Source organism: Herbaspirillum sp. 1173, assembly GCF_031455335.1.
GTDB classification, from domain to species: domain Bacteria; phylum Pseudomonadota; class Gammaproteobacteria; order Burkholderiales; family Burkholderiaceae_D; genus Herbaspirillum; species Herbaspirillum huttiense.
In genome coordinates this window covers 459,657-477,251 of sequence record NZ_JAVDSP010000002.1, presented here as the reverse complement: position 1 = coordinate 477,251, position 17,595 = coordinate 459,657, and the positions used below count along the sequence as shown (strand labels likewise).

Below are 17,595 nucleotides of genomic sequence, written 5' to 3'. Positions count from 1 at the left end.
GCGGCTTTTCACTTTCTGATGCACTGCAATGATTTCTCTGGCGGCCAGTGTGTGATCTGGGATACAATGCACCCCGGCGGGCCCCTGCGCATTGTGGCATGGTCAACCTGGTCAGGTCGGGAACGAAGCAGCCACAGCCATTTCCCGCAAGTGCCGCAGACAAGGCTCGCCTCTTATCTCTCTTCTGTTTCTTCTTCGGTTGTTCCGACAGGTCTTCCCTCTCGTTTTACCTCTTCCGATGTTGTCCCTGCCGTATCGTCATTGCGCGATGCCATGAAAAAAGGCTGACGCGAACTTGCCGCATCAGCCTCCCGCAAAACCTCCCGGCCTTGCCTTTGATTACTCGTGCGGATCCAGCCGGTCAGCCAGGATCGCCGACACACCCGTGAAGGCCGGATATTCCGCCGTGATCACATAGGTCGGAATGGCCTTGGTCAGCACCGACATGCGGCCCTTGTTCTCGAAGCGTGCGCGGAAGGGCGAGCGGGCGAAGTACTCGCCCAGGTGCGGTACCACCCCGCCACCAATATAGATGCCGCCAAGCGCGCCCAGCGTCAGCGCCAGGTCGGCCGCGACGGTACCGAGCATGCTGCAGAACAGGTCCAGCGTTTCCATGCACACTGCATCGCCTTGTTTGAGTGCGCCGTCCACGATCTCGGCGGCCTTCAGTTCGGCGGCGGGATGGCCATTGATGGCCAGCAGGGCGCGATGGATGAATTCGAGGCCGGGGCCCGAGACCAGGCGTTCAGCCGAGACGTGTTCATGGAATTGCCAGGCGTAGGCCAGCACGGCCGCTTCACGCGCATTGGCCGGAGCGAAGGCAACGTGGCCACCTTCGCTGGCCAGCGGCAGCCAGTGGCCATCGCCGCGCACCAGCCCGCCCACGCCTAATCCCGTGCCGGCACCAACCAGGCCGACCGGCTGGCCCGCCCTGGGTGTGCCGCCACCGATCTGCTGCAATTCATCGGCGCGCAATTGCGGCACGGCCATCGACAGCGCCGTGAAGTCATTGACCACCAGCAGCAGGTCAAAGCCCAGCAACTGGCGTGCCGCTTCAATGGAGAAGGCCCAGTCGTGGTTGGTCATCTTGATCTGGTCGCCTTGCACCGGATTGGCGATGGCCACCACCGCGTGTTTCACGGCGGGTTGGCCAGCCAGCTGGAGGTAGGCCTGCACGGCATCGGTGAATTGCGGATAGTCGGCACCGCGCAGGACCTGCACTTGCTCTATATGGCCCGGTGAAGTTTCCAGCGCGAAACGGGCATTGGTGCCGCCGATGTCGGCCAGCAGGCGCGGACCGCCGGCGTGGGGCGGCTTGCTCGAAGAGGGAGTGGGGGCGTGCATCGTCTTGTCCTTGTTTTCTTCATACCAACAGGCGGCAGGGCGCGTGGCCGTGCCGCCTGTCGAATTGCAATGGAGTTCGGGCGGATCCTGGTGCGGATGCGTTACAGGGTATGAGGCGAAGCGGCGCGCCAGGTTCCGGCGGATGAGCTGCTCATCCGCATCGGCGCGCATGGTAACAGCATCAGGCCAACTGTTGTAGCAGCGCGTTGCGCACTTCGGCGACGACCTCGCTCCAGTCGCCGGTCTGCTTCTGGCGGAACAGGTGCATGCCCGGATACCAGGGCGTATCGCTGCGTTCCAGCTGCCAGCGCCAGCAGGTGTTGGCGCGATTGAGCAGCCACACCGGCTTGCCCAGGGCTCCGGCCAGATGGCAGACCGAGGTGTCGACGCTGATGAGCAGGTCGAGATTGGCGATCAGCCCGGAGGTGTCGGCAAAGTCCTGCAATTCCGCAGAACAATCGCGCACATGGCTGGCCAGCGGATGGTTGCGCAGCTGGGCCACCGCGGTCTCGCCAACCTGGACGGAATAGAATTCCAGCTGTGCGTGCTCCTGCGCCAGTTCCACCACGGGAGCCAGCGCCTCGAAGGGCAGGGAGCGCTCGCCGTCGATGCGTACTGCATCCGGATGCGTCTGGGCCGAGCTGCCGGCCCAGACCAGGCCGACGCGCATGGCGCGGTTGCGCGGCAGGCGCTGCAGCCAGGTGGCCCAGGCGTCGGCATCGGGCAGCAGATAGGGGGCGCGCGGAATGTCGGCTTCGCTGAAGGACTTGCAGGCCAGCGGCAGGCTCATCAGCGGGCAGTGATAGTCGAAACCGGGACGCATGAACTGGTCGCTGCTGATGACCTGGGCCGCGCCCGGCACTTTGGCCAGCAGGCGGACCAGCGCCGGTGGCACTTCCAGGATCACGCGTGCCCCGAGAGCGGCCACCTGGGGCAGGTAGCGCACGAATTGCAGGGTGTCGCCAAAGCCTTGTTCGGCGTGGATCAGGATGGTCTTGTCCTGCAGGGATTGCTGCCCCAGCCACAGCGGCTGCAGGAATTGGCGGACCTGCGTGCGCATCTGTTCGGTCGCCCAGCGCGACTCGTAGGCGGGCCAGCCATTGGCGAAGTCGCCCTGGCGCAGTTTCAGCAGGGCATCGTTCCAGGCGGCGGAGCTGGCATCGGGCTTGAGCTCGCGGGCGCGGCGGTAGCACTCGGTGGCTTCGCTGAAGCGATACAGCTGTTCCAGCGTCGAGCCGCGGTTGAACCACAGGTCCGGCGAGCTGTCGTCCAGCGCCATGGCGCGGTCGTAGGCTTCCAGTGCTTCCATCGGGCGTTGCATCTTGAACAGCACGAAGCCGCGGTTGGACTGAGCCTCGAAGAAGTCCGGCTGCACCTCCAGCGCGTGGTCGTAGGCGCGCAGGGCCTCGTCGAACTGGTAGCTGTCCTTGCAGGTATTGCCCAGGTTGAACCAGGCTTCGATGAAATCGGGGCGCAGGGCGACGGCGCGCTCATAGCTGGCGCGTGCATCGCGATAGCCGTAGAACTCGTGCTGGAGGTTGCCCAGCTGGAACCAGGCATCGGGGTTGTCCGGCGTCAATGCGGCTGCGCGTTCGATGTCGGCCAGGGCATCGCGGCTTCGTTTGAGGCGGCGCAGGGCAGTGCCGCGTGCCAGCAGCGCGTCGGCGAAGTCCGGCGTCTGCGCCAGGATCTCGTCGTAGCGCTGTACGGCTTCGGCATCGCGGCCCAGGTGGACCAGCGCACCGGCATGGTCGAAATAGGTGTCGCGGTGATCGGGATTGAGTTCGATGGCATGCGCCAGCTGGGCTTCGGCCGCCTCCCAGTCCTCCTGATGGAGCTTGAGCATGCCGTAGAGGTAATTGGCCTCAAAATGATCAGGAAGCTTGACCAGGACCTTCTTGTAGAGCTCTTCGGCGGGGGCCAGATCGCCCTTTTGATGCAGGGCCAGGGCTTTTTGCAGCAGGATGAGGGAGGCGTTTGCTTGCTGGTGCATGATCTTGTTCTGGACAGAGAAAGGGGCCGGCGCAATACCAGCCAGTTGACCTGCAAGTGTCCCCAAATCCGCGCAGTTTTATTCAGCAGATTACAGCCCGAAATCTCACCTATATCTCTCGCTGGGGGCCGCAAGCGGAGTCGCGGCTTTTCTTTTACACTAGCCGGACATCAGACAACTGATGCGCAACCCAAGCCGGCATTGACCGGTTCCTCATCCACCGCATGCAGTTGCATGCACGTCGCCACCACGGAGTCTTCCCGATGAGTTTCGCCATTCCCGCCCCCGCCCAGGCCACCGTCCCGGTGGTCGGCGGTGCGCCGTTCCCGGTTCGCCGCATCTATTGCGTGGGCCGCAACTATGCCGCCCACGCCCGCGAAATGGGCCATGATCCCGACCGCGAGCCGCCGTTCTTCTTCATGAAGCCGGCCGACGCCGTGGTACCCACCGATTCCGTGGTGCCGTACCCGGCCGCGACCGCTGACTATCATCACGAAATCGAACTGGTGGTGGCACTTTCCGGCGGTGGCCGCGATATTCCGGTGGAAAAGGCGCTGGAACTGGTCTACGGCTACGCCGTCGGGCTTGACATGACCCGCCGTGACCTGCAGGCCCAGGCCAAGAAGCTGGGCCGTCCCTGGGACATGGCCAAGGGCTTCGACCAGTCCGCCCCCTGCGCGCCCATCGTGCCCGTGGCCCAGTCCGGACATCCCGACAAGGGGGCCGTCTGGCTCAAGGTCAATGGCGAAGTACGCCAGCAGGGCGACCTTTCGGACCTGATCTGGAACGTGGCCGAAACCATTTCCTATCTGTCCGGCCTGGTGGAGCTGTTCCCCGGCGACCTGATCTATACCGGGACCCCCGAAGGCGTGGGCGCGGTGGTCAAGGGTGACCAGTTGCAAGGCCATGTGGACGGCTTGCCGGACATCAACATCACCATCGGCTGAAGCGCTCGCAGGCCGGGTGCAGCCGGTTTCTGGCGGTCCCGGCCAGGCTCCCGCAGCCAGTTCCTGCACCGGTCCCGGACCGGGCGCAGGGGGCTGAAACCAAACTGTCATGAAGCCGGCGGCGATGCGGCGTATAATACGGAGTTCCGCAAGGAATGCCGGGCATTGCAAGTCGTCCGTCCGGTCAGCATCGTTGTTAGCGTTTGCATCATCCGAAGCGCCCGGCCGAGCAGGTTTGGCCGGTTCGCCCGTAACACATCAACACAGAAAGCAATCAGAACCCGTGCGCATGCACCCCATGCACCGGAGCCGCCTGGCGGCTGCCGCGGCGCTGTCGCACCGTTCGCAATAAACCATGTCCGACACCACGTCCGCGTCCGCAGCACCGGCTGCCCCTGCCGTCCGTTTTGAAGATTTCGGCCTTTCGCCCGATATCCTGCGAGCCTTGTCCGAACAAGGCTACGTCCATCCGACCCCGATCCAGGCCCAGGCCATTCCTGTGGTGCTGCAAGGCCGTGACGTGATGGGCGCCGCCCAGACCGGCACCGGCAAGACCGCCGGTTTCTCGCTGCCGATCATCCAGCGCCTGCTGGCCCATGCCAGCCACAGTGCCTCGCCCGCCCGCCACCCGGTGCGCGCCCTGATCCTGACCCCGACCCGCGAGCTGGCCGACCAGGTGGCCGACAATGTGAAGGCGTATTCACGCTTCACCCCGCTGCGCTCCACCGTCGTCTTCGGCGGCGTGGACATGGCACCGCAAACGGCCACCCTGCGTGCTGGCGTTGAAATCGTCATCGCCACCCCGGGCCGTCTGCTGGACCACGTGCAGCAAAAGACGGTGAACCTGTCACAGACCCAGATCCTGGTCATGGACGAAGCCGACCGCATGCTCGACATGGGCTTCCTGCCAGACCTGCAGCGCATCATCAACCTGCTGCCCAAGCAGCGCCAGAACCTGCTGTTCTCGGCCACCTTCTCGCCCGAGATCAAGAAGCTGGCCGCCAGCTTCCAGAACAACCCGGTGACCATCGAGGTCGCGCGCAGCAATGCCACGGCAGAAAACGTCAGCCAGACCATCTACAAGGTGGAGGAAGCTGCCAAGGCGGATGCGGTCAGCTTCATCATTCGCCAGCGCGAACTGAAGCAAGTGATCGTCTTCTCCAATACCAAGATCGGCGCGTCGCGCCTGGCGCGCACTTTGCTGGCCGAAGGTGTGAAGGCTTCTGCCATCCACGGCGACAAGACCCAGTCCGAGCGCATGGCCGCCCTGGAGGCCTTCAAGCAAGGCCAGATCGAAGTGCTGGTGGCCACCGACGTGGCCGCACGCGGGCTGGACATCGCCGAACTGCCCTGCGTCATCAATTACGACCTGCCCTACAACGCCGAAGACTACGTGCACCGCATCGGCCGTACCGGCCGTGCGGGTGCCTCGGGCGACGCCATCTCGCTGTTCTGCGACAAGGATGAGCGCCTGCTGGTCGATATCGAAAAGCTGATCAAGAAGAAATTCGAGCGCGCAGAGCTGACTGGCTTTGCGCCGCGCATGCGCGCTGACCGGGGTGAGCGCGGTGAACGTTCGGAACGTGGCGAGCGCGGTGAGCGTAGCGAACGCGGCGAACGCGCCGAGCGTGGCGAACGCAGTGACCGTGGCGAGCGCAGCCGCAGCAGCCGCGACGGCGCAGCCCCGTCGGGACGCCGTGAGAAGGTCGATCCCTGGTTCCTCAAGCCCTATGAGCCCAGCGCCACCGAGACCGTCTCCACCAAGCCGGAACTGCCCAAGAACAACCGTCCCAAGCCCAAGGTCGCCGCCTTGCTGGGCGGCATGCCCAAGCGCTGATCCGGCAAGCGCTGATCCGTTTTCTCAGCGCGGACCGAAACGCGCTCGCCAGCCGGTGAGCGCCAATGTCCAGAATCCTTCCCTGTCGCGGGCCGCGCCCGTGTCCAGTCCAAGAAAGGCCGCCGCCTGCTGCAAGGCTTGCAGCGGCTGGCCCAGGTCCAGTGCCTGGGCGCCGTTCTGCTTGGAAAACTTTTCCCCCGACGCATTCATCAACAGCGGCACGTGCAGGTAGCGCGGCGTCGCATAGCCCAGCAGGCCCTGCAGGTAGATCTGCCGCGCCGTCGAGTCCAGCAGGTCGGCCCCGCGCACGATGTCGGTGACGCCCTGTTCTGCATCATCCACCACCACCGCCAGCTGATAGGCCCAAAAGCCATCGGCCCGCTGCAGCACGAAATCCCCGGCTTCCGAGGCCAGATGCTGGGCCTGCGGACCCAGCCAGCGGTCCGTGAATTGCACCAGTTCGCCCGGCTGGCCGGCATCGGGCACGCGCAGCCGCAGCGTGCGCGGCGTCTTGCCGGGGGCCAGTCCGTGGCGGCAGGTGCCGGGATAGAGCGCAGCACCATCGCTGGCCGTGCCGACCCTGGAATCGGCGATTTCCTTGCGGCTGCAGCCGCAGGGATAGGCCAGTCCGCCCAGGCGCTCGCGCGCAAGCTGATAGCGTGCCTTGCGCTGGCTCTGCACCAGAATCGGTCCGTCAGAGTGCATATCCAGTGCCGCCAGGGTGGCGATGATGTCGTCTGCTGCGCCGGGCACGGTGCGGGTCTCGTCGATGTCTTCGATGCGTAGTAGCCAGCGGCCATGGTGCACGCGGGCATCCAGATAGCTGGCCAGTGCCGCCACCAGCGAGCCCGCATGCAGCGGACCGGAAGGCGAGGGCGCGAAGCGGCCTACATAAGCTTTGCCGCTCATGCCGGATCCCGCATGGGTATCGGTCCGATCAGCGATTGCCGCACGTGCGGCTGTGCCAGGTGCTGAATGAACCATTTCAGTGACTTGCCCTGCTCGGCCTTGGGCCAGGCCACCATGAAATTGTCGTTGGGTTTGGCGGCCAGCGTCTGTTTTTCCACCAGCGCACCGGTGGCGAGATAGGGCTCGGCCCATATGCGCGGCAGATGGCCGCAACCGAGACCGGCCAACTGGGCTTGCAACTTGTCGGCCACGGTGGCCACCGTCAGCGTTTCCTGGCCGGACAGCAGGCCCATGGTCAGTGTGGGCAGGGACTGGCTGTTGTCACCCACGGCAATGGCGCGGTGGCTGCGCACCAGCTCTGCCGACAGCGGTTCGGTGGCCGAGGCCAGCGGGTGCGTCGGGGCCACCGCAAACACCCAGTCCACCGCCCCCAGCTCCTGCATCTGGAAGCGCCCGCTGGTGCGCACCACTTCCGGCCCGTCCAGGGTCACCCCGATGACCAGGTTGGCGCGGCCCTCGATGAGCTTTTCCCAGGCCCCGGTCAGTACACCGGGCGTGAAGCGCAGGCGGGTGCCGGACTCTTCACGGTCAAAGGCTTCGATCACCGGCAGCATCTTGTCGAAAGGAATCAGGCTGTTGAGCACGATGTGCAGTTCCGTTTCGCGCCCGGTGGCGGTGCGCTTGACGCGCTGCTCCAGGTCGCTGGCAGCCAGCAGCAGATGACGGCCTTCCTGCAACAATTGCAGGCCCGCCGGTGTCAACTGGGCCCGGTGACCGCGGCGGTCGAAGAGCAGCACATCCAGGTCATCCTCCAGCTTGCGCACGCTGTAGGTCAGGGCCGAGGGCACCCGGTCCAAGGCCACGGCGGCCGCGGCAAAACTGCCCTTGCGGTCGATCATGTCAAGGATCAGCAGGGATTCCAGGGTCAGGTTCACGTCTTGCTCCGCTTGTTTAAATTTTTTGAACGAACACTACGGATTTTAGACCTTATCTGCATAAAAGTTAGCCACTATAGTGACGCCATCGACAAACATTTTGACCAAATCAATTCCGGTTTGGTCCCACTCAAGAAAGAGGTGTTGACATGATGGAACTTCGCAAAGCGAACGATCGTGGCCACGCCAACCACGGTTGGCTGGATTCGTATCACAGCTTTTCCTTCGCGGACTACTATGATCCCAAGCACATGGGCTTCGGTCCGCTGCGGGTGATCAACGAAGACCGCGTGGCCGCAGGCCAGGGCTTTGGTACCCATGGCCACCGTGACATGGAGATCATTTCCTATGTGCTCGAGGGTGAACTTGCGCACAAGGACAGCATGGGTAACGGCAGCGTGATCCGTCCCGGTGACGTGCAGCGCATGAGTGCCGGTACCGGCGTGCGCCATTCGGAGTACAACCACTCCAAGGACGGCACCACGCACTTCCTGCAGATCTGGATCATGCCCGACCGCGCCGGTGCCGAGCCGGGTTATCAGGAAGCGCACTTCTCGGCCGCGGACAAGGACGGCAAGCTGCGCCTGGTGGCCTCGGCTGATGGCCGTGAAGGTTCGGTCAGCATGAACCAAGATGCCCGGCTCTACGCCGGTCTGTTCGACGGTGCACAAGCGGCCGAGTACACCCTGCCGCAAGGCCGCCTGGGCTATGTACATGTAGCGCGCGGCAAGATCAGCGTCAATGGCCAGGCGCTGCAGGCGGGCGATGCCGTCAAACTCAGTGCGGTCGACCGCATCGAGATCAGCGGCGGCGAGAAGGCTGAAGTCCTGTTGTTCGACCTGCCGCGCTGAGCTCGAGCGCGCCGCACGCAGTAATGCAATAGGCAGTTTGTAGTAGCAACCCGCCGGTACCGATCACACCGGCGGCTTTCCCCGCGTCACTTCACTCTCTAGAGAAGGAATTTCGTCATGACCAAAGTTGCCATCGTTTACCACTCCGGCTACGGCCACACCAAGAAGCAGGCCGAAGCCGTGCAGGCTGGCGCGGCCGGCGTTGCCGGTGCCGATGTCGAGCTGATCGCCATCAGCGCCGAAGGCACCATCACCGATGCACAATGGGCCAGTCTGGATGCGGCCGATGCCATCATCTTCGGTTCGCCGACCTACATGGGTACCGTGTCCTGGCAGTTCAAGAAGTTCGCCGACGCCTCTTCCAAGCCCTGGTTCAGCCAGAAGTGGAAGGACAAGGTCGGTGCCGCCTTCACCAACTCTGCCACCATGAACGGCGACAAGCTGTCGACCCTGCACTACCTGTTCACGCTGGGCATGCAGCACAGCATGATCTGGGTCGGTACCGGCCTGATGCCTGCCAACAGCAAGGCGGCCCAGCGCAATGACATCAACTTCGTCGGTTCCTTCTCGGGCCTGATGGCGCAAAGCCCGTCGGACTCCTCGCCGGAAGAAGGCCCGCTGCCGGGCGACCTGGAAACGGCCAAGCTGTTCGGTGCACGCGTGGTGGAAACGGCTGCCAAGTTCAAGAAATAATCTTCATCTCATCGACGCAAGTCGTGAAGATGTAAAAAAGCCGACCTCGCAAGGGGTCGGCTTTTTCGTTGCCAGAGCGCGCTGCAATCAGGCTGCTGCAGAGCTGGCTTCCTGCGCTGCCCGCTGTTTGGGCGCGCAATGCGGACAGGACTTGCCCGGCACGTAATCCGGCGACAGCTGTTCACGCGGGGTGACCACGGCGCGGCAGGCGAAGCATTGGGCGGTCTGGGTTTCCTTCAGCTCCGGGCTGAGGGCGGTGCGATAGTCGAAGACGAAGCAGTCGCCGTTGTAATGGGCACCGCCGACATCCTCGAAATACTTCAGGATGCCGCCTTCGAGCTGGTAGACATGGTCATAGCCGATGTTCTGCATATGAATCGCGGCCTTTTCGCAACGAATGCCGCCGGTGCAGAAGGTGACCACCGTCTTGCCCTCGAAATCGGCCTTGTGCTCCTCGATCACCTGCGGGAATTCCGTGAACTTGCTGATGCGGTAGTCCACCGTGTTGTCAAACGTACCCACATCGACCTCGAAGCCATTGCGGGTATCCACCATCACCACCGGACGGCCTTCGTCGTCATGGCCCTGGTCCAGCCAGCGCTTGAGTTCCTTCGGCTCCACGAAAGGCGCACGGCCCAGCTCCGGCTTGATCAGCGGATGCTTCATGGTGATGATCTCGGCCTTCAGTTTCACCAGCATGCGGGTGAAGGGTTGCTTCTCGGAATAGCTCTCCTTGACCGTGAGATCGGCAAAGCGCGCATCGGCGCGCAGCCAGGCCAGGAAGGCGTCGATTTCATGGCGCAGGCCGGCCAGGAAGAGGTTGATGCCTTCCGGGCTCAGGATCACGGTGCCACGAAGATTGTTCTTCTGGCAAATTTCGAGGAAGGCCGGACGCTTTTCAGCGGTGTCATCGAAGCTGATGAACTTGTAGGCGGCGATGTTGACGTAGGGGGTCTGCGGGGACTGCATGATGGCGTACTCAACTGTAAGTCTTTGAATCGTCAGCATTATAACCGTGCACCCCGGCTCGCCGCAGTTATTTGGCCGGAGCCTGCGGCTTCTCTGATGCAGATCAAGGCACGCCGGGAGGATCTGGCAGAAAGGGCAGGTGTAAAGTCTTCATATTTCTCACAAATCGGGAGCAATCGGAATCGGTCAGGGGCACAAGCTCCGGTAAAATGGCTACCCTATGACTACCCCGCAATTTGTACACCTCCGTATGCACTCGGAGTACTCCATCGTGGACGGCCTGGTGCGTATCGACGACATCGTCAAGGCCGCCGCCAAGGATGGACAGGCCGCCCTGGCGGTGACCGACCTCGCCAACCTGTTCTGCATGGTGCGTTTCTACAAGGAAGCGCGCGGCAAGGGCGTCAAGCCCATCGCCGGCTGCGACCTCTGGATCACCAACGACGCCGACCGCGAAAAGCCCTTCCGCCTGCTGGTGCTGATCAAAAGCCGTCATGGCTACCTGCAGCTATGTGAAGTATTGTCCCAAGCCTGGCTCACCAACCAGTACAAGGGCCGTGCTGAAGTCCGCATGGAATGGCTGGACGCGCTGCGCCACCAGGAAGGCGGCAATGGATTGATCGCCCTGTCGGGTGCCGCCATGGGCGACATCGGCCAGGCCATCGACAACGGCAACCTGGCCCAGGCCGAAGCCTGCGCGCGCCGCTGGTCCGAGATCTTCCCCGGTGCCTTCTACCTGGAACTGCAACGCGCCGGCCAGGCCAACATGGAACTGCAGGTGCGCCAGAGCGTGGCCCTGGGCGCCAAACTGGGCTTGCCGTGCGTGGCTACGCATCCGATCCAGTTCCAGAGCCCGGAAGAATTCATCGCGCACGAAGCCCGCACCTGCATCGCCGAAGGCGAGATCATGGCCAATGCGCGCCGCGTGCGCCGCTTCAACGAGCAGCAATATTTCAAGTCGCAGGCCGAGATGGCCGAGCTGTTCGCCGACCTGCCCGGTGCGATTGCCAATACCGTGGAAATCGCCAAACGCTGCAACCTGGTGCTGCAGCTGGGCAAGCCGCAACTGCCCGACTTCCCCACGCCGGACGGCATGACCATTGACGACTTCCTGGTGGCCCAGACCAAGGCCGGGCTGGAAGTGCGCCTGAAGGAACTGTTCGCCAACGAAGCCGAACGCGAGAAGCAGCGCCCGCGCTATGAAGCGCGCCTGGAGTTCGAGAACAACACCATCATCAAGATGAAGTTCCCGGGCTACTTCCTGATCGTGGCGGACTTCATCCAATGGGCCAAGAACAATGGCGTGCCAGTCGGCCCCGGCCGGGGTTCCGGTGCCGGCTCGCTGGTGGCTTACTGCCTGTTGATTACGGACCTGGACCCGCTGCGCTACAACCTGCTGTTCGAACGCTTCCTGAATCCCGAACGCGTCTCGATGCCCGACTTCGACATCGACTTCTGCCAGGAAGGCCGCGACCGCGTCATCCAGTATGTGAAGGATCGTTACGGCAAGGAGGCGGTCTCGCAGATCGCCACCTTCGGTACCATGGCCGCCAAGGGCGCGGTGCGCGACGTGGGCCGCGTACTCGACCTGGGTTACAACTTCTGTGACGGCATCTCCAAGCTGATTCCCTTCAAGCCGGGCAAGCTGGTCACGCTGGCCGACGCCATCGAGGAAGAGCCTCTCCTGAAGGAGCGGCTGGAGAACGAGGAAGAGGTCAAGCAGCTGATGGGCCTGGCCCAGCAGGTCGAAGGCATCGCCCGCAACATCGGCATGCACGCCGGTGGCGTGCTGATCGCACCCGGCAAGCTGACCGATTTCTGCCCGCTCTACACCCAGGGTGGCGACTCCGGCGTGGTCTCGCAATACGACAAGGACGACGTGGAAGCCGTCGGCCTGGTGAAGTTCGACTTTCTGGGCCTGACCACGCTGACCATCCTCGACCGGGCAGTGCGCTACATCCGCATGCTCGATCCGGCCATGGCCGATTTCGACCTGGCCAAGCTGCCGCTGGACGACCGGCCCTCCTACGAACTGCTGACCAAGGCCAAGACGGTCGCCGTGTTCCAGCTGGAAAGCCGCGGCATGCAAGGCATGTTGAAGGATGCGCGTCCTGACCGCTTCGAGGACATCATCGCCCTGGTGGCGCTGTACCGTCCCGGCCCGATGGACCTGATCCCCGACTTCTGCAAGCGCAAGCACGGCGAAGCCTTCGACTATCCTGACCCGCGTACCGAGGGCATCCTCTCCGAGACCTACGGCATCATGGTCTATCAGGAGCAGGTGATGCAGATGGCGCAGGTGATCGGTGGCTACTCGCTGGGCGGCGCCGACTTGCTGCGCCGGGCGATGGGCAAGAAGAAGGCCGAGGAAATGGCCAAGCACCGTGAACTGTTCCGCGAAGGCGCGGCCAAGAACGGGCTGGACCAAGCCAAGGCCGATGAAATCTTCGACTTGATGGAAAAGTTCGCCGGCTACGGCTTCAACAAGTCGCACGCCGCGGCCTATGCGCTGCTGTCCTATTACACCGCCTACCTGAAGGCGCATCACCCCGCCGCGTTCATGGCCGCCAACTTGTCGCTGGCCATGGAAGACACGGACAAGGTCAAGATCCTGATCGAAGACTCGATCGACATCTGCAAGCTGGCCATCCTGCCGCCGGACATCAACAAGTCCGACTACCGCTTCATGCCGGTGGGCGAGCCGGGCAAGAAGGCCACCCAGATCCGCTATGGCCTGGGCGCCGTCAAGGGGGCCGGGCAGAACGCCATCGAAGCCATCCTGGAGGCGCGCAAGAACGGTCCCTTCAAGGATCTGTTCGACTTTGCCAAGCGGGTGGACAAGAAGCAAATCAACCGCCGCACCATCGATTCGCTGATCCGCGCCGGTGCCTTCGACTGCTTCAAGGTCGATCGTGCCATCCTGCAGGCCTCGGTCAACCTGGCCTGGGAAAGTGCCGAGCAGGCCGAGAAATCGGCCAACCAGGTCAGCCTCTTCGGTGGCGACGACAGCGACCTGGAAGCGCCGCTGGAATACGTGCAGGTGCCGGCCTGGAGCGACAAGCAGCGCCTGACGGAAGAAAAGGGCGCCTTGGGCTTCTATCTCTCCGGCCACCTGTTCTCGGCTTACGAAAAGGAAGTGCGCCGCTTCGTGCGCACCAAGATCGCCAGCCTCGAACCCTCGTGGGAACCGCGCAGCCTGGCCGGCATCATCACCGGCGTGCGGGTGCAGATGACCCAGCGCGGCAAGCTGGTGATCTGCACGCTGGACGATGGCACGGGCGTGATCGAGGCAACGATCTACAACGAATTGTTCGAGCCCTTCAAGCACCTCATCAAGGAAGATGAACTGCTGGTGGTCTCGGGCAAGGTGTCGGAAGACCGTTTCAACGGCGGCCTGCGGGTGGCTGCCGACAAGGTCATGGACCTGGGCGCGGCGCGTATCCAGTACGGGGTACGCATGGTGGTGTCGATCAACAAGGCGGTTGACCCCAACCAACTGCGTGACACGCTGGCCGCGCATCGCCAGGAGCAGGGCCTGCCCTTCGTGATGAAATACCGCCAGTCCGATGCCGCCTGCGAAGTGGTGCTGGGCGATGCCTGGCGCGTCAATCCCAGCGATAGCCTGCAGTCGACGCTGGTGGCCTCGTTTGGCAAGGAAGCGGTGGTGGTCGAGTATTGAACCTGAACCAAAGCCGGCCGCAGGGGGCAGTCCCTTCCGCTGGCGATGCAGGCCCTGCGCGCAGGGCCGCAAGGCGGAACTGCCGGCTGTCTGGGGGGATAGCCGGTGATCCGCTTGATGTGCAGGCGGGCTTCAGCGCGTGAGCCGTTTCATGCAGTCTCGCGATGCAGTCCGCAGGCCGATGCAAGAAAAATCGATCTTGGATAACTCATAATTACACTTGTATGAAATTCGGTCTCAGCTTGTTCGATGCATTTGTCACACTGTTGCTGTTGCTGGTCTTTCCTGCCCTGTTGATGATGACGCGGGGTGGCAACGCCGGTTTTTATCTGTTGCTGGTCTGTGCGCTGGTTCACGTATTCCTGGTCCGCCGCCATCGTGTCCCGTTCAAGGAACTGATGAGGCGCTACTGGTACGTGCATCTCGGCATGGCTGCACTGTTCATCGCCACCGTGATCGGCGCGGGCTTCAATGGCTTCAATTCGCCCAAGGTCTTCGATGAACCTTCGCGGCTGGCGGTCTTTCCGCTGATGCTGTGGATGTTGCTCTCCCTGTCCCCGCGCCAGGTGAAGGTGGCCCAGGCGGGCTATGTGCTGGGGGCCATTGTGGGAGCTGTCCTGATCTTCGTGGCGACCAAGGGGGGCGAGAACCGCAACAACATCCACGGTGCGCCCATCATCGTCTTTTCCAATATCGTGCTGCTGCTGGGCATGCTCTCGGTGGCTACGTCAACGTCATCGCAGTCCGAATCATGGCCCTGGCGCGTGCTGCGGATCGTGGCGGCACTGGCGGGCATGTATGCCTCCTATCTGTCGCAGGCGCGCGGCAGCTGGATCGCCATTCCTTTCCTCGGACTGTTTGCCAGCTACTTGTGGCAGCCCAACAAGCGCTACGTGACGACGGTGGTGGCGGCAGTGCTGCTGACCGGTGCCCTGGTGCTGGCCTGGTCCAGCCCCATGGTGAAATCCAGATTCCTGCAGGTTGAAACTGAGACCGCGAGTTTTCGCAGCGGAACCGATCTGGATACCTCGCTGGGCACCCGTTTCCAGCTGTGGCACGGTTCGATGGTGCTGTTCACGGAGCACCCGCTGCTGGGCGTGGGTCCCGGCAAATTCACCGCCGGCCTGAGGGAATTGAAGGAGCGCAAGATCATCACCCCGGCCGCCGCGAGCGGCTTCTATCATTCGCACAATGACGTGCTGTTCAACATGTCCACCATGGGCCTGCTCGGGCTGCTGGCGATCCTGATGACCTATCTGGCACCGGCCGTGCTGTTCTGGCGCTACCTCCGGCATGAGGATGCCTGCTTGCGCCGTTATGCCGGCGGGGGCGTGATGCTGATCATGGGCTACGTCATCTTCGGGCTCACCGATTGCTTCTTCTGGGGCCTGAGCTATACCTTCTACTGCATCGCATTGGCGACATTGGCTGCGCCTCTGATACAGTCCACGCTGCAGCAGCGTGCCGCCACCCGCCAGGGTAGCGCTCGCGATGCCGCTGATTCCCGTCCATCCGGTGCTTTGGCCAACACATGAATACCTCCAATACGCCTGCCGTCCACTGCTTCGTCATCAATCTCGCCACCGACATGGCGCGGCGCGAGACCATCTCGGCCCAGCTGGATCGCTTGCAGATCCCGCATACCATCTTCCCGGCGGTCGATGGCCGCCTGTTGTCGGAGGAAGAGTTGAGCGTGCGCTACGACCGTGCACGGGCCATCGAGGAATCGCACGACCTGACCCGGGGCGAGATCGGATGTGCGCTCAGTCATCATGGCGTGTATTGCGAGATGGTGCGCCAGGGCATTACCCACGCGCTGGTGCTGGAAGATGACGCCCGTCTCAATGACCAGGTACCCGGCCTGCTGCCGCGGCTGGCGCAGATGTATCCGGCCGAGGTATCACAGGTGGTGATGCTGAACTACGTGGAAAAGTATTCGCGCAATCGCATGATCCAGCTCGATGACAGCCACAAGCTGGTCAGCACCTATGGCGGCAACAAGAATGCGCATGGTTACTTCCTCACGCTGGGGGCGGCGCGCAAGCTCTCGGAGAACCTGTTCCCGATCTGGCTCGTAGCCGATCGCTGGGAGCGGTTCAAGGAAAAGAAATTCATCCGTCTCAAGGCCTTGCTGCCTTATTGCATCGGCCTCACCACGCTGGCCCAGGATTCCAACCTGAACACTGACCGCGTGGCCCGGATGGAACTGTATCCACGCGGCGGACTGATGTATTACCTGCATCGCTACCTCTACAAGAAGTTCATCTATCAGCTGTTCGTCCGACCCTTCCTGCGCGTGGCCACGCAAAAGGAAACCTGGTAACCAGCCTTTTCCCGGCCGCTGCGGGAATTCATGCAACAAGAGCCTATGAGCACTATCGACCAGATGCCGGTGTCGCCCGCGCAGTCCGGGGACGCACCGTTCCACATCGCCTTCGGCATCGACGGGCGTTACTTTCGCTATGCCGGTGTCACGATCACGTCCATCCTGGAAAACAACCGCGACCAAGCCTTCGTCTTCCATGTCCTCGCGCCCGATGTGCCGGAGGCCGTCAGGCAGAAGTACCAGGCGCTGGAGCAGCGCTATGGAACGCAAATCGTCTTCCACCTGATCGATGAAGACCGCTTCGCCGAGTATTACCAGTTCTCGCGCCACTCCCAGTATTCGCCGGCCGTCTTCACGCGCCTGCTGATTCCGGAAGTGCTCAAGGACACGGCGCGCGAAGTGCTGTACCTGGATGCCGACATCCTCTGCACGGGCAGCATCGCCGGCCTGCGGGCTCTGGACTTGCGCGACGATGTGGTAGCCGTGGTCAGCGACCATCTGGAGACCACCGTGCGCAACCGCTGCGCCGCGCTGCAGCTTCCGGCCGATCAATACTTCAACTCCGGCGTGCTTTACATCAACGTCGCCAACTGGATCGCCAATGACATCACCGCACAGGTGATGCAGGCCATCGTGCAGCATGGCCAGAAGCTGGTATTCCCCGATCAGGATGCACTCAACATCGTGCTGGCCGGGCGTGCGCGTTACATCGAGCCGTGCTGGAATTTCCGCTACAACCTGGAGTTCATGCTCAATGGCGGCCAGTTCGATACCTGGCTGCCCGGTCCTGCCGTGTTCCTGCATTTCACCGGACGCGTGAAGCCCTGGCATGCCTGGAACCTGCATCCCTCGCGCGAACTGTTCTCCAAGTATCTGGCGCTGTCGCCCTGGGCCGGCACGCCGCTGGACGCGCCGCGCCATTACAAGGAGATGCGCATGTATGCCGGCTTCCTGAGGAAGAAGAAGCAATGGGGTGGCTGGCTCGCATGGTACGCGACCTACCTGGCCCACAAGTTCGGCCTTGCCGGCCGGGCGGGCAAATGATGACGCCTCTGCGCCGGCGGCTTCCGGCCCTCCCTCTCCGGTTCCGGTGCGCGTGCCGGCCGTCGTGA

Annotated in this window: 13 protein-coding genes and 1 other RNA gene; 9 read left to right on the top strand and 5 right to left on the bottom strand. The window is 63.0% G+C overall.

Translation table 11 applies throughout. The features are described from left to right. The first annotated feature begins 75 nt into the window (after window positions 1-75). Window positions 76-174: signal recognition particle sRNA small type (gene ffs / locus J2X56_RS10210), an RNA gene on the top strand. A gap of 165 nt (window positions 175-339) precedes the next feature. On the opposite strand, the gene J2X56_RS10205 is transcribed toward ffs, so the two are convergent. Together J2X56_RS10205 and J2X56_RS10200 are read right to left on the bottom strand one after the other, a co-directional pair. Beyond that, window positions 340-1,344, bottom strand: coding sequence for a glucokinase (locus J2X56_RS10205; RefSeq protein ID WP_134136714.1), 1,005 nt, complete (start codon window positions 1,342-1,344; stop codon window positions 340-342). A gap of 181 nt (window positions 1,345-1,525) precedes the next feature. After that, window positions 1,526-3,337 (bottom strand): tetratricopeptide repeat protein, encoded by a 1,812-nt coding sequence (locus J2X56_RS10200; protein WP_134136716.1) that lies wholly within the window; start codon window positions 3,335-3,337, stop codon window positions 1,526-1,528. 263 nt (window positions 3,338-3,600) lie between these two features. Here J2X56_RS10200 and J2X56_RS10195 point away from each other — a divergent pair, with 263 nt between their 5' ends. Both J2X56_RS10195 and J2X56_RS10190 read left to right on the top strand, forming a co-directional pair. Next, window positions 3,601-4,284, top strand: a complete 684-nt coding sequence (locus J2X56_RS10195; protein ID WP_034336373.1) for a fumarylacetoacetate hydrolase family protein — start codon at window positions 3,601-3,603, stop codon at window positions 4,282-4,284. A gap of 355 nt (window positions 4,285-4,639) precedes the next feature. Further along, window positions 4,640-6,121 carry a DEAD/DEAH box helicase gene (locus tag J2X56_RS10190; protein WP_209567447.1) on the top strand — a complete coding sequence of 494 codons (1,482 nt, stop codon included), beginning with the start codon at window positions 4,640-4,642 and terminating at the stop codon, window positions 6,119-6,121. A 24-nt stretch (window positions 6,122-6,145) separates the two neighbouring features. Here J2X56_RS10190 and gluQRS read toward each other — a convergent pair whose 3' ends face one another. Next, window positions 6,146-7,030, bottom strand: a complete 885-nt coding sequence (gene gluQRS, locus J2X56_RS10185; protein WP_121043283.1) for a tRNA glutamyl-Q(34) synthetase GluQRS — start codon at window positions 7,028-7,030, stop codon at window positions 6,146-6,148. Next, window positions 7,027-7,965 (bottom strand): LysR family transcriptional regulator, encoded by a 939-nt coding sequence (locus J2X56_RS10180; protein ID WP_121043281.1) that lies wholly within the window; start codon window positions 7,963-7,965, stop codon window positions 7,027-7,029. Before J2X56_RS10180 ends, gluQRS begins: the two co-directional genes overlap by 4 nt. A 149-nt stretch (window positions 7,966-8,114) precedes the next feature. Between J2X56_RS10180 and J2X56_RS10175 the strand changes: the two genes are divergently transcribed. Then, a complete protein-coding gene (locus J2X56_RS10175) occupies window positions 8,115-8,816 on the top strand; it encodes a pirin family protein (protein ID WP_310159983.1) in 702 nt (233 codons plus the stop codon). Window positions 8,817-8,933: 117 nt separating this feature from the next. Continuing rightward, complete coding sequence (locus tag J2X56_RS10170) at window positions 8,934-9,509, top strand: flavodoxin family protein (protein ID WP_008331321.1); 576 nt, start codon at window positions 8,934-8,936, stop codon at window positions 9,507-9,509. A gap of 87 nt (window positions 9,510-9,596) precedes the next feature. Here J2X56_RS10170 and J2X56_RS10165 read toward each other — a convergent pair whose 3' ends face one another. Beyond that, complete coding sequence (locus J2X56_RS10165; protein WP_034336354.1) at window positions 9,597-10,478, bottom strand: sulfurtransferase; 882 nt, start codon at window positions 10,476-10,478, stop codon at window positions 9,597-9,599. 220 nt (window positions 10,479-10,698) lie between these two features. Here J2X56_RS10165 and dnaE point away from each other — a divergent pair, with 220 nt between their 5' ends. From dnaE to J2X56_RS10145, 4 genes are all read left to right on the top strand, one after another. Then, window positions 10,699-14,157: a DNA polymerase III subunit alpha gene (gene dnaE / locus J2X56_RS10160; RefSeq protein WP_310159979.1), complete on the top strand. Its 3,459-nt coding sequence runs from the start codon at window positions 10,699-10,701 to the stop codon at window positions 14,155-14,157. Between the two features lie 224 nt (window positions 14,158-14,381). Next, the gene (locus J2X56_RS10155; protein ID WP_158601270.1) at window positions 14,382-15,692 is read left to right on the top strand and encodes an O-antigen ligase; all 1,311 of its coding nucleotides are present in this window, start codon (window positions 14,382-14,384) and stop codon (window positions 15,690-15,692) included. Continuing rightward, complete coding sequence (locus J2X56_RS10150; RefSeq protein ID WP_204725884.1) at window positions 15,689-16,480, top strand: glycosyltransferase family 25 protein; 792 nt, start codon at window positions 15,689-15,691, stop codon at window positions 16,478-16,480. Before J2X56_RS10155 ends, J2X56_RS10150 begins: the two co-directional genes overlap by 4 nt. Before the next feature lie 45 nt (window positions 16,481-16,525). Continuing rightward, complete coding sequence (locus tag J2X56_RS10145) at window positions 16,526-17,527, top strand: glycosyltransferase family 8 protein (RefSeq protein ID WP_252695538.1); 1,002 nt, start codon at window positions 16,526-16,528, stop codon at window positions 17,525-17,527. Window positions 17,528-17,595 lie beyond the last annotated feature (68 nt).

Excerpts from the sequence above, each read along its gene's own strand:
- J2X56_RS10205 (WP_134136714.1), bottom strand. The coding sequence starts at position 1,344 with ATGCACGCCCCCACTCCCTCTTCGAGCAAGCCGCCCCACGCCGGCGGT.
- J2X56_RS10200 (WP_134136716.1), bottom strand. The coding sequence starts at position 3,337 with ATGCACCAGCAAGCAAACGCCTCCCTCATCCTGCTGCAAAAAGCCCTG.
- J2X56_RS10195 (WP_034336373.1), top strand. The coding sequence starts at position 3,601 with ATGAGTTTCGCCATTCCCGCCCCCGCCCAGGCCACCGTCCCGGTGGTC.
- J2X56_RS10190 (WP_209567447.1), top strand. The coding sequence starts at position 4,640 with ATGTCCGACACCACGTCCGCGTCCGCAGCACCGGCTGCCCCTGCCGTC.
- gluQRS (WP_121043283.1), bottom strand. The coding sequence starts at position 7,030 with ATGAGCGGCAAAGCTTATGTAGGCCGCTTCGCGCCCTCGCCTTCCGGT.
- J2X56_RS10175 (WP_310159983.1), top strand. The coding sequence starts at position 8,115 with ATGATGGAACTTCGCAAAGCGAACGATCGTGGCCACGCCAACCACGGT.
- J2X56_RS10170 (WP_008331321.1), top strand. The coding sequence starts at position 8,934 with ATGACCAAAGTTGCCATCGTTTACCACTCCGGCTACGGCCACACCAAG.
- J2X56_RS10165 (WP_034336354.1), bottom strand. The coding sequence starts at position 10,478 with ATGCAGTCCCCGCAGACCCCCTACGTCAACATCGCCGCCTACAAGTTC.
- dnaE (WP_310159979.1), top strand. The coding sequence starts at position 10,699 with ATGACTACCCCGCAATTTGTACACCTCCGTATGCACTCGGAGTACTCC.
- J2X56_RS10155 (WP_158601270.1), top strand. The coding sequence starts at position 14,382 with ATGAAATTCGGTCTCAGCTTGTTCGATGCATTTGTCACACTGTTGCTG.
- J2X56_RS10150 (WP_204725884.1), top strand. The coding sequence starts at position 15,689 with ATGAATACCTCCAATACGCCTGCCGTCCACTGCTTCGTCATCAATCTC.
- J2X56_RS10145 (WP_252695538.1), top strand. The coding sequence starts at position 16,526 with ATGAGCACTATCGACCAGATGCCGGTGTCGCCCGCGCAGTCCGGGGAC.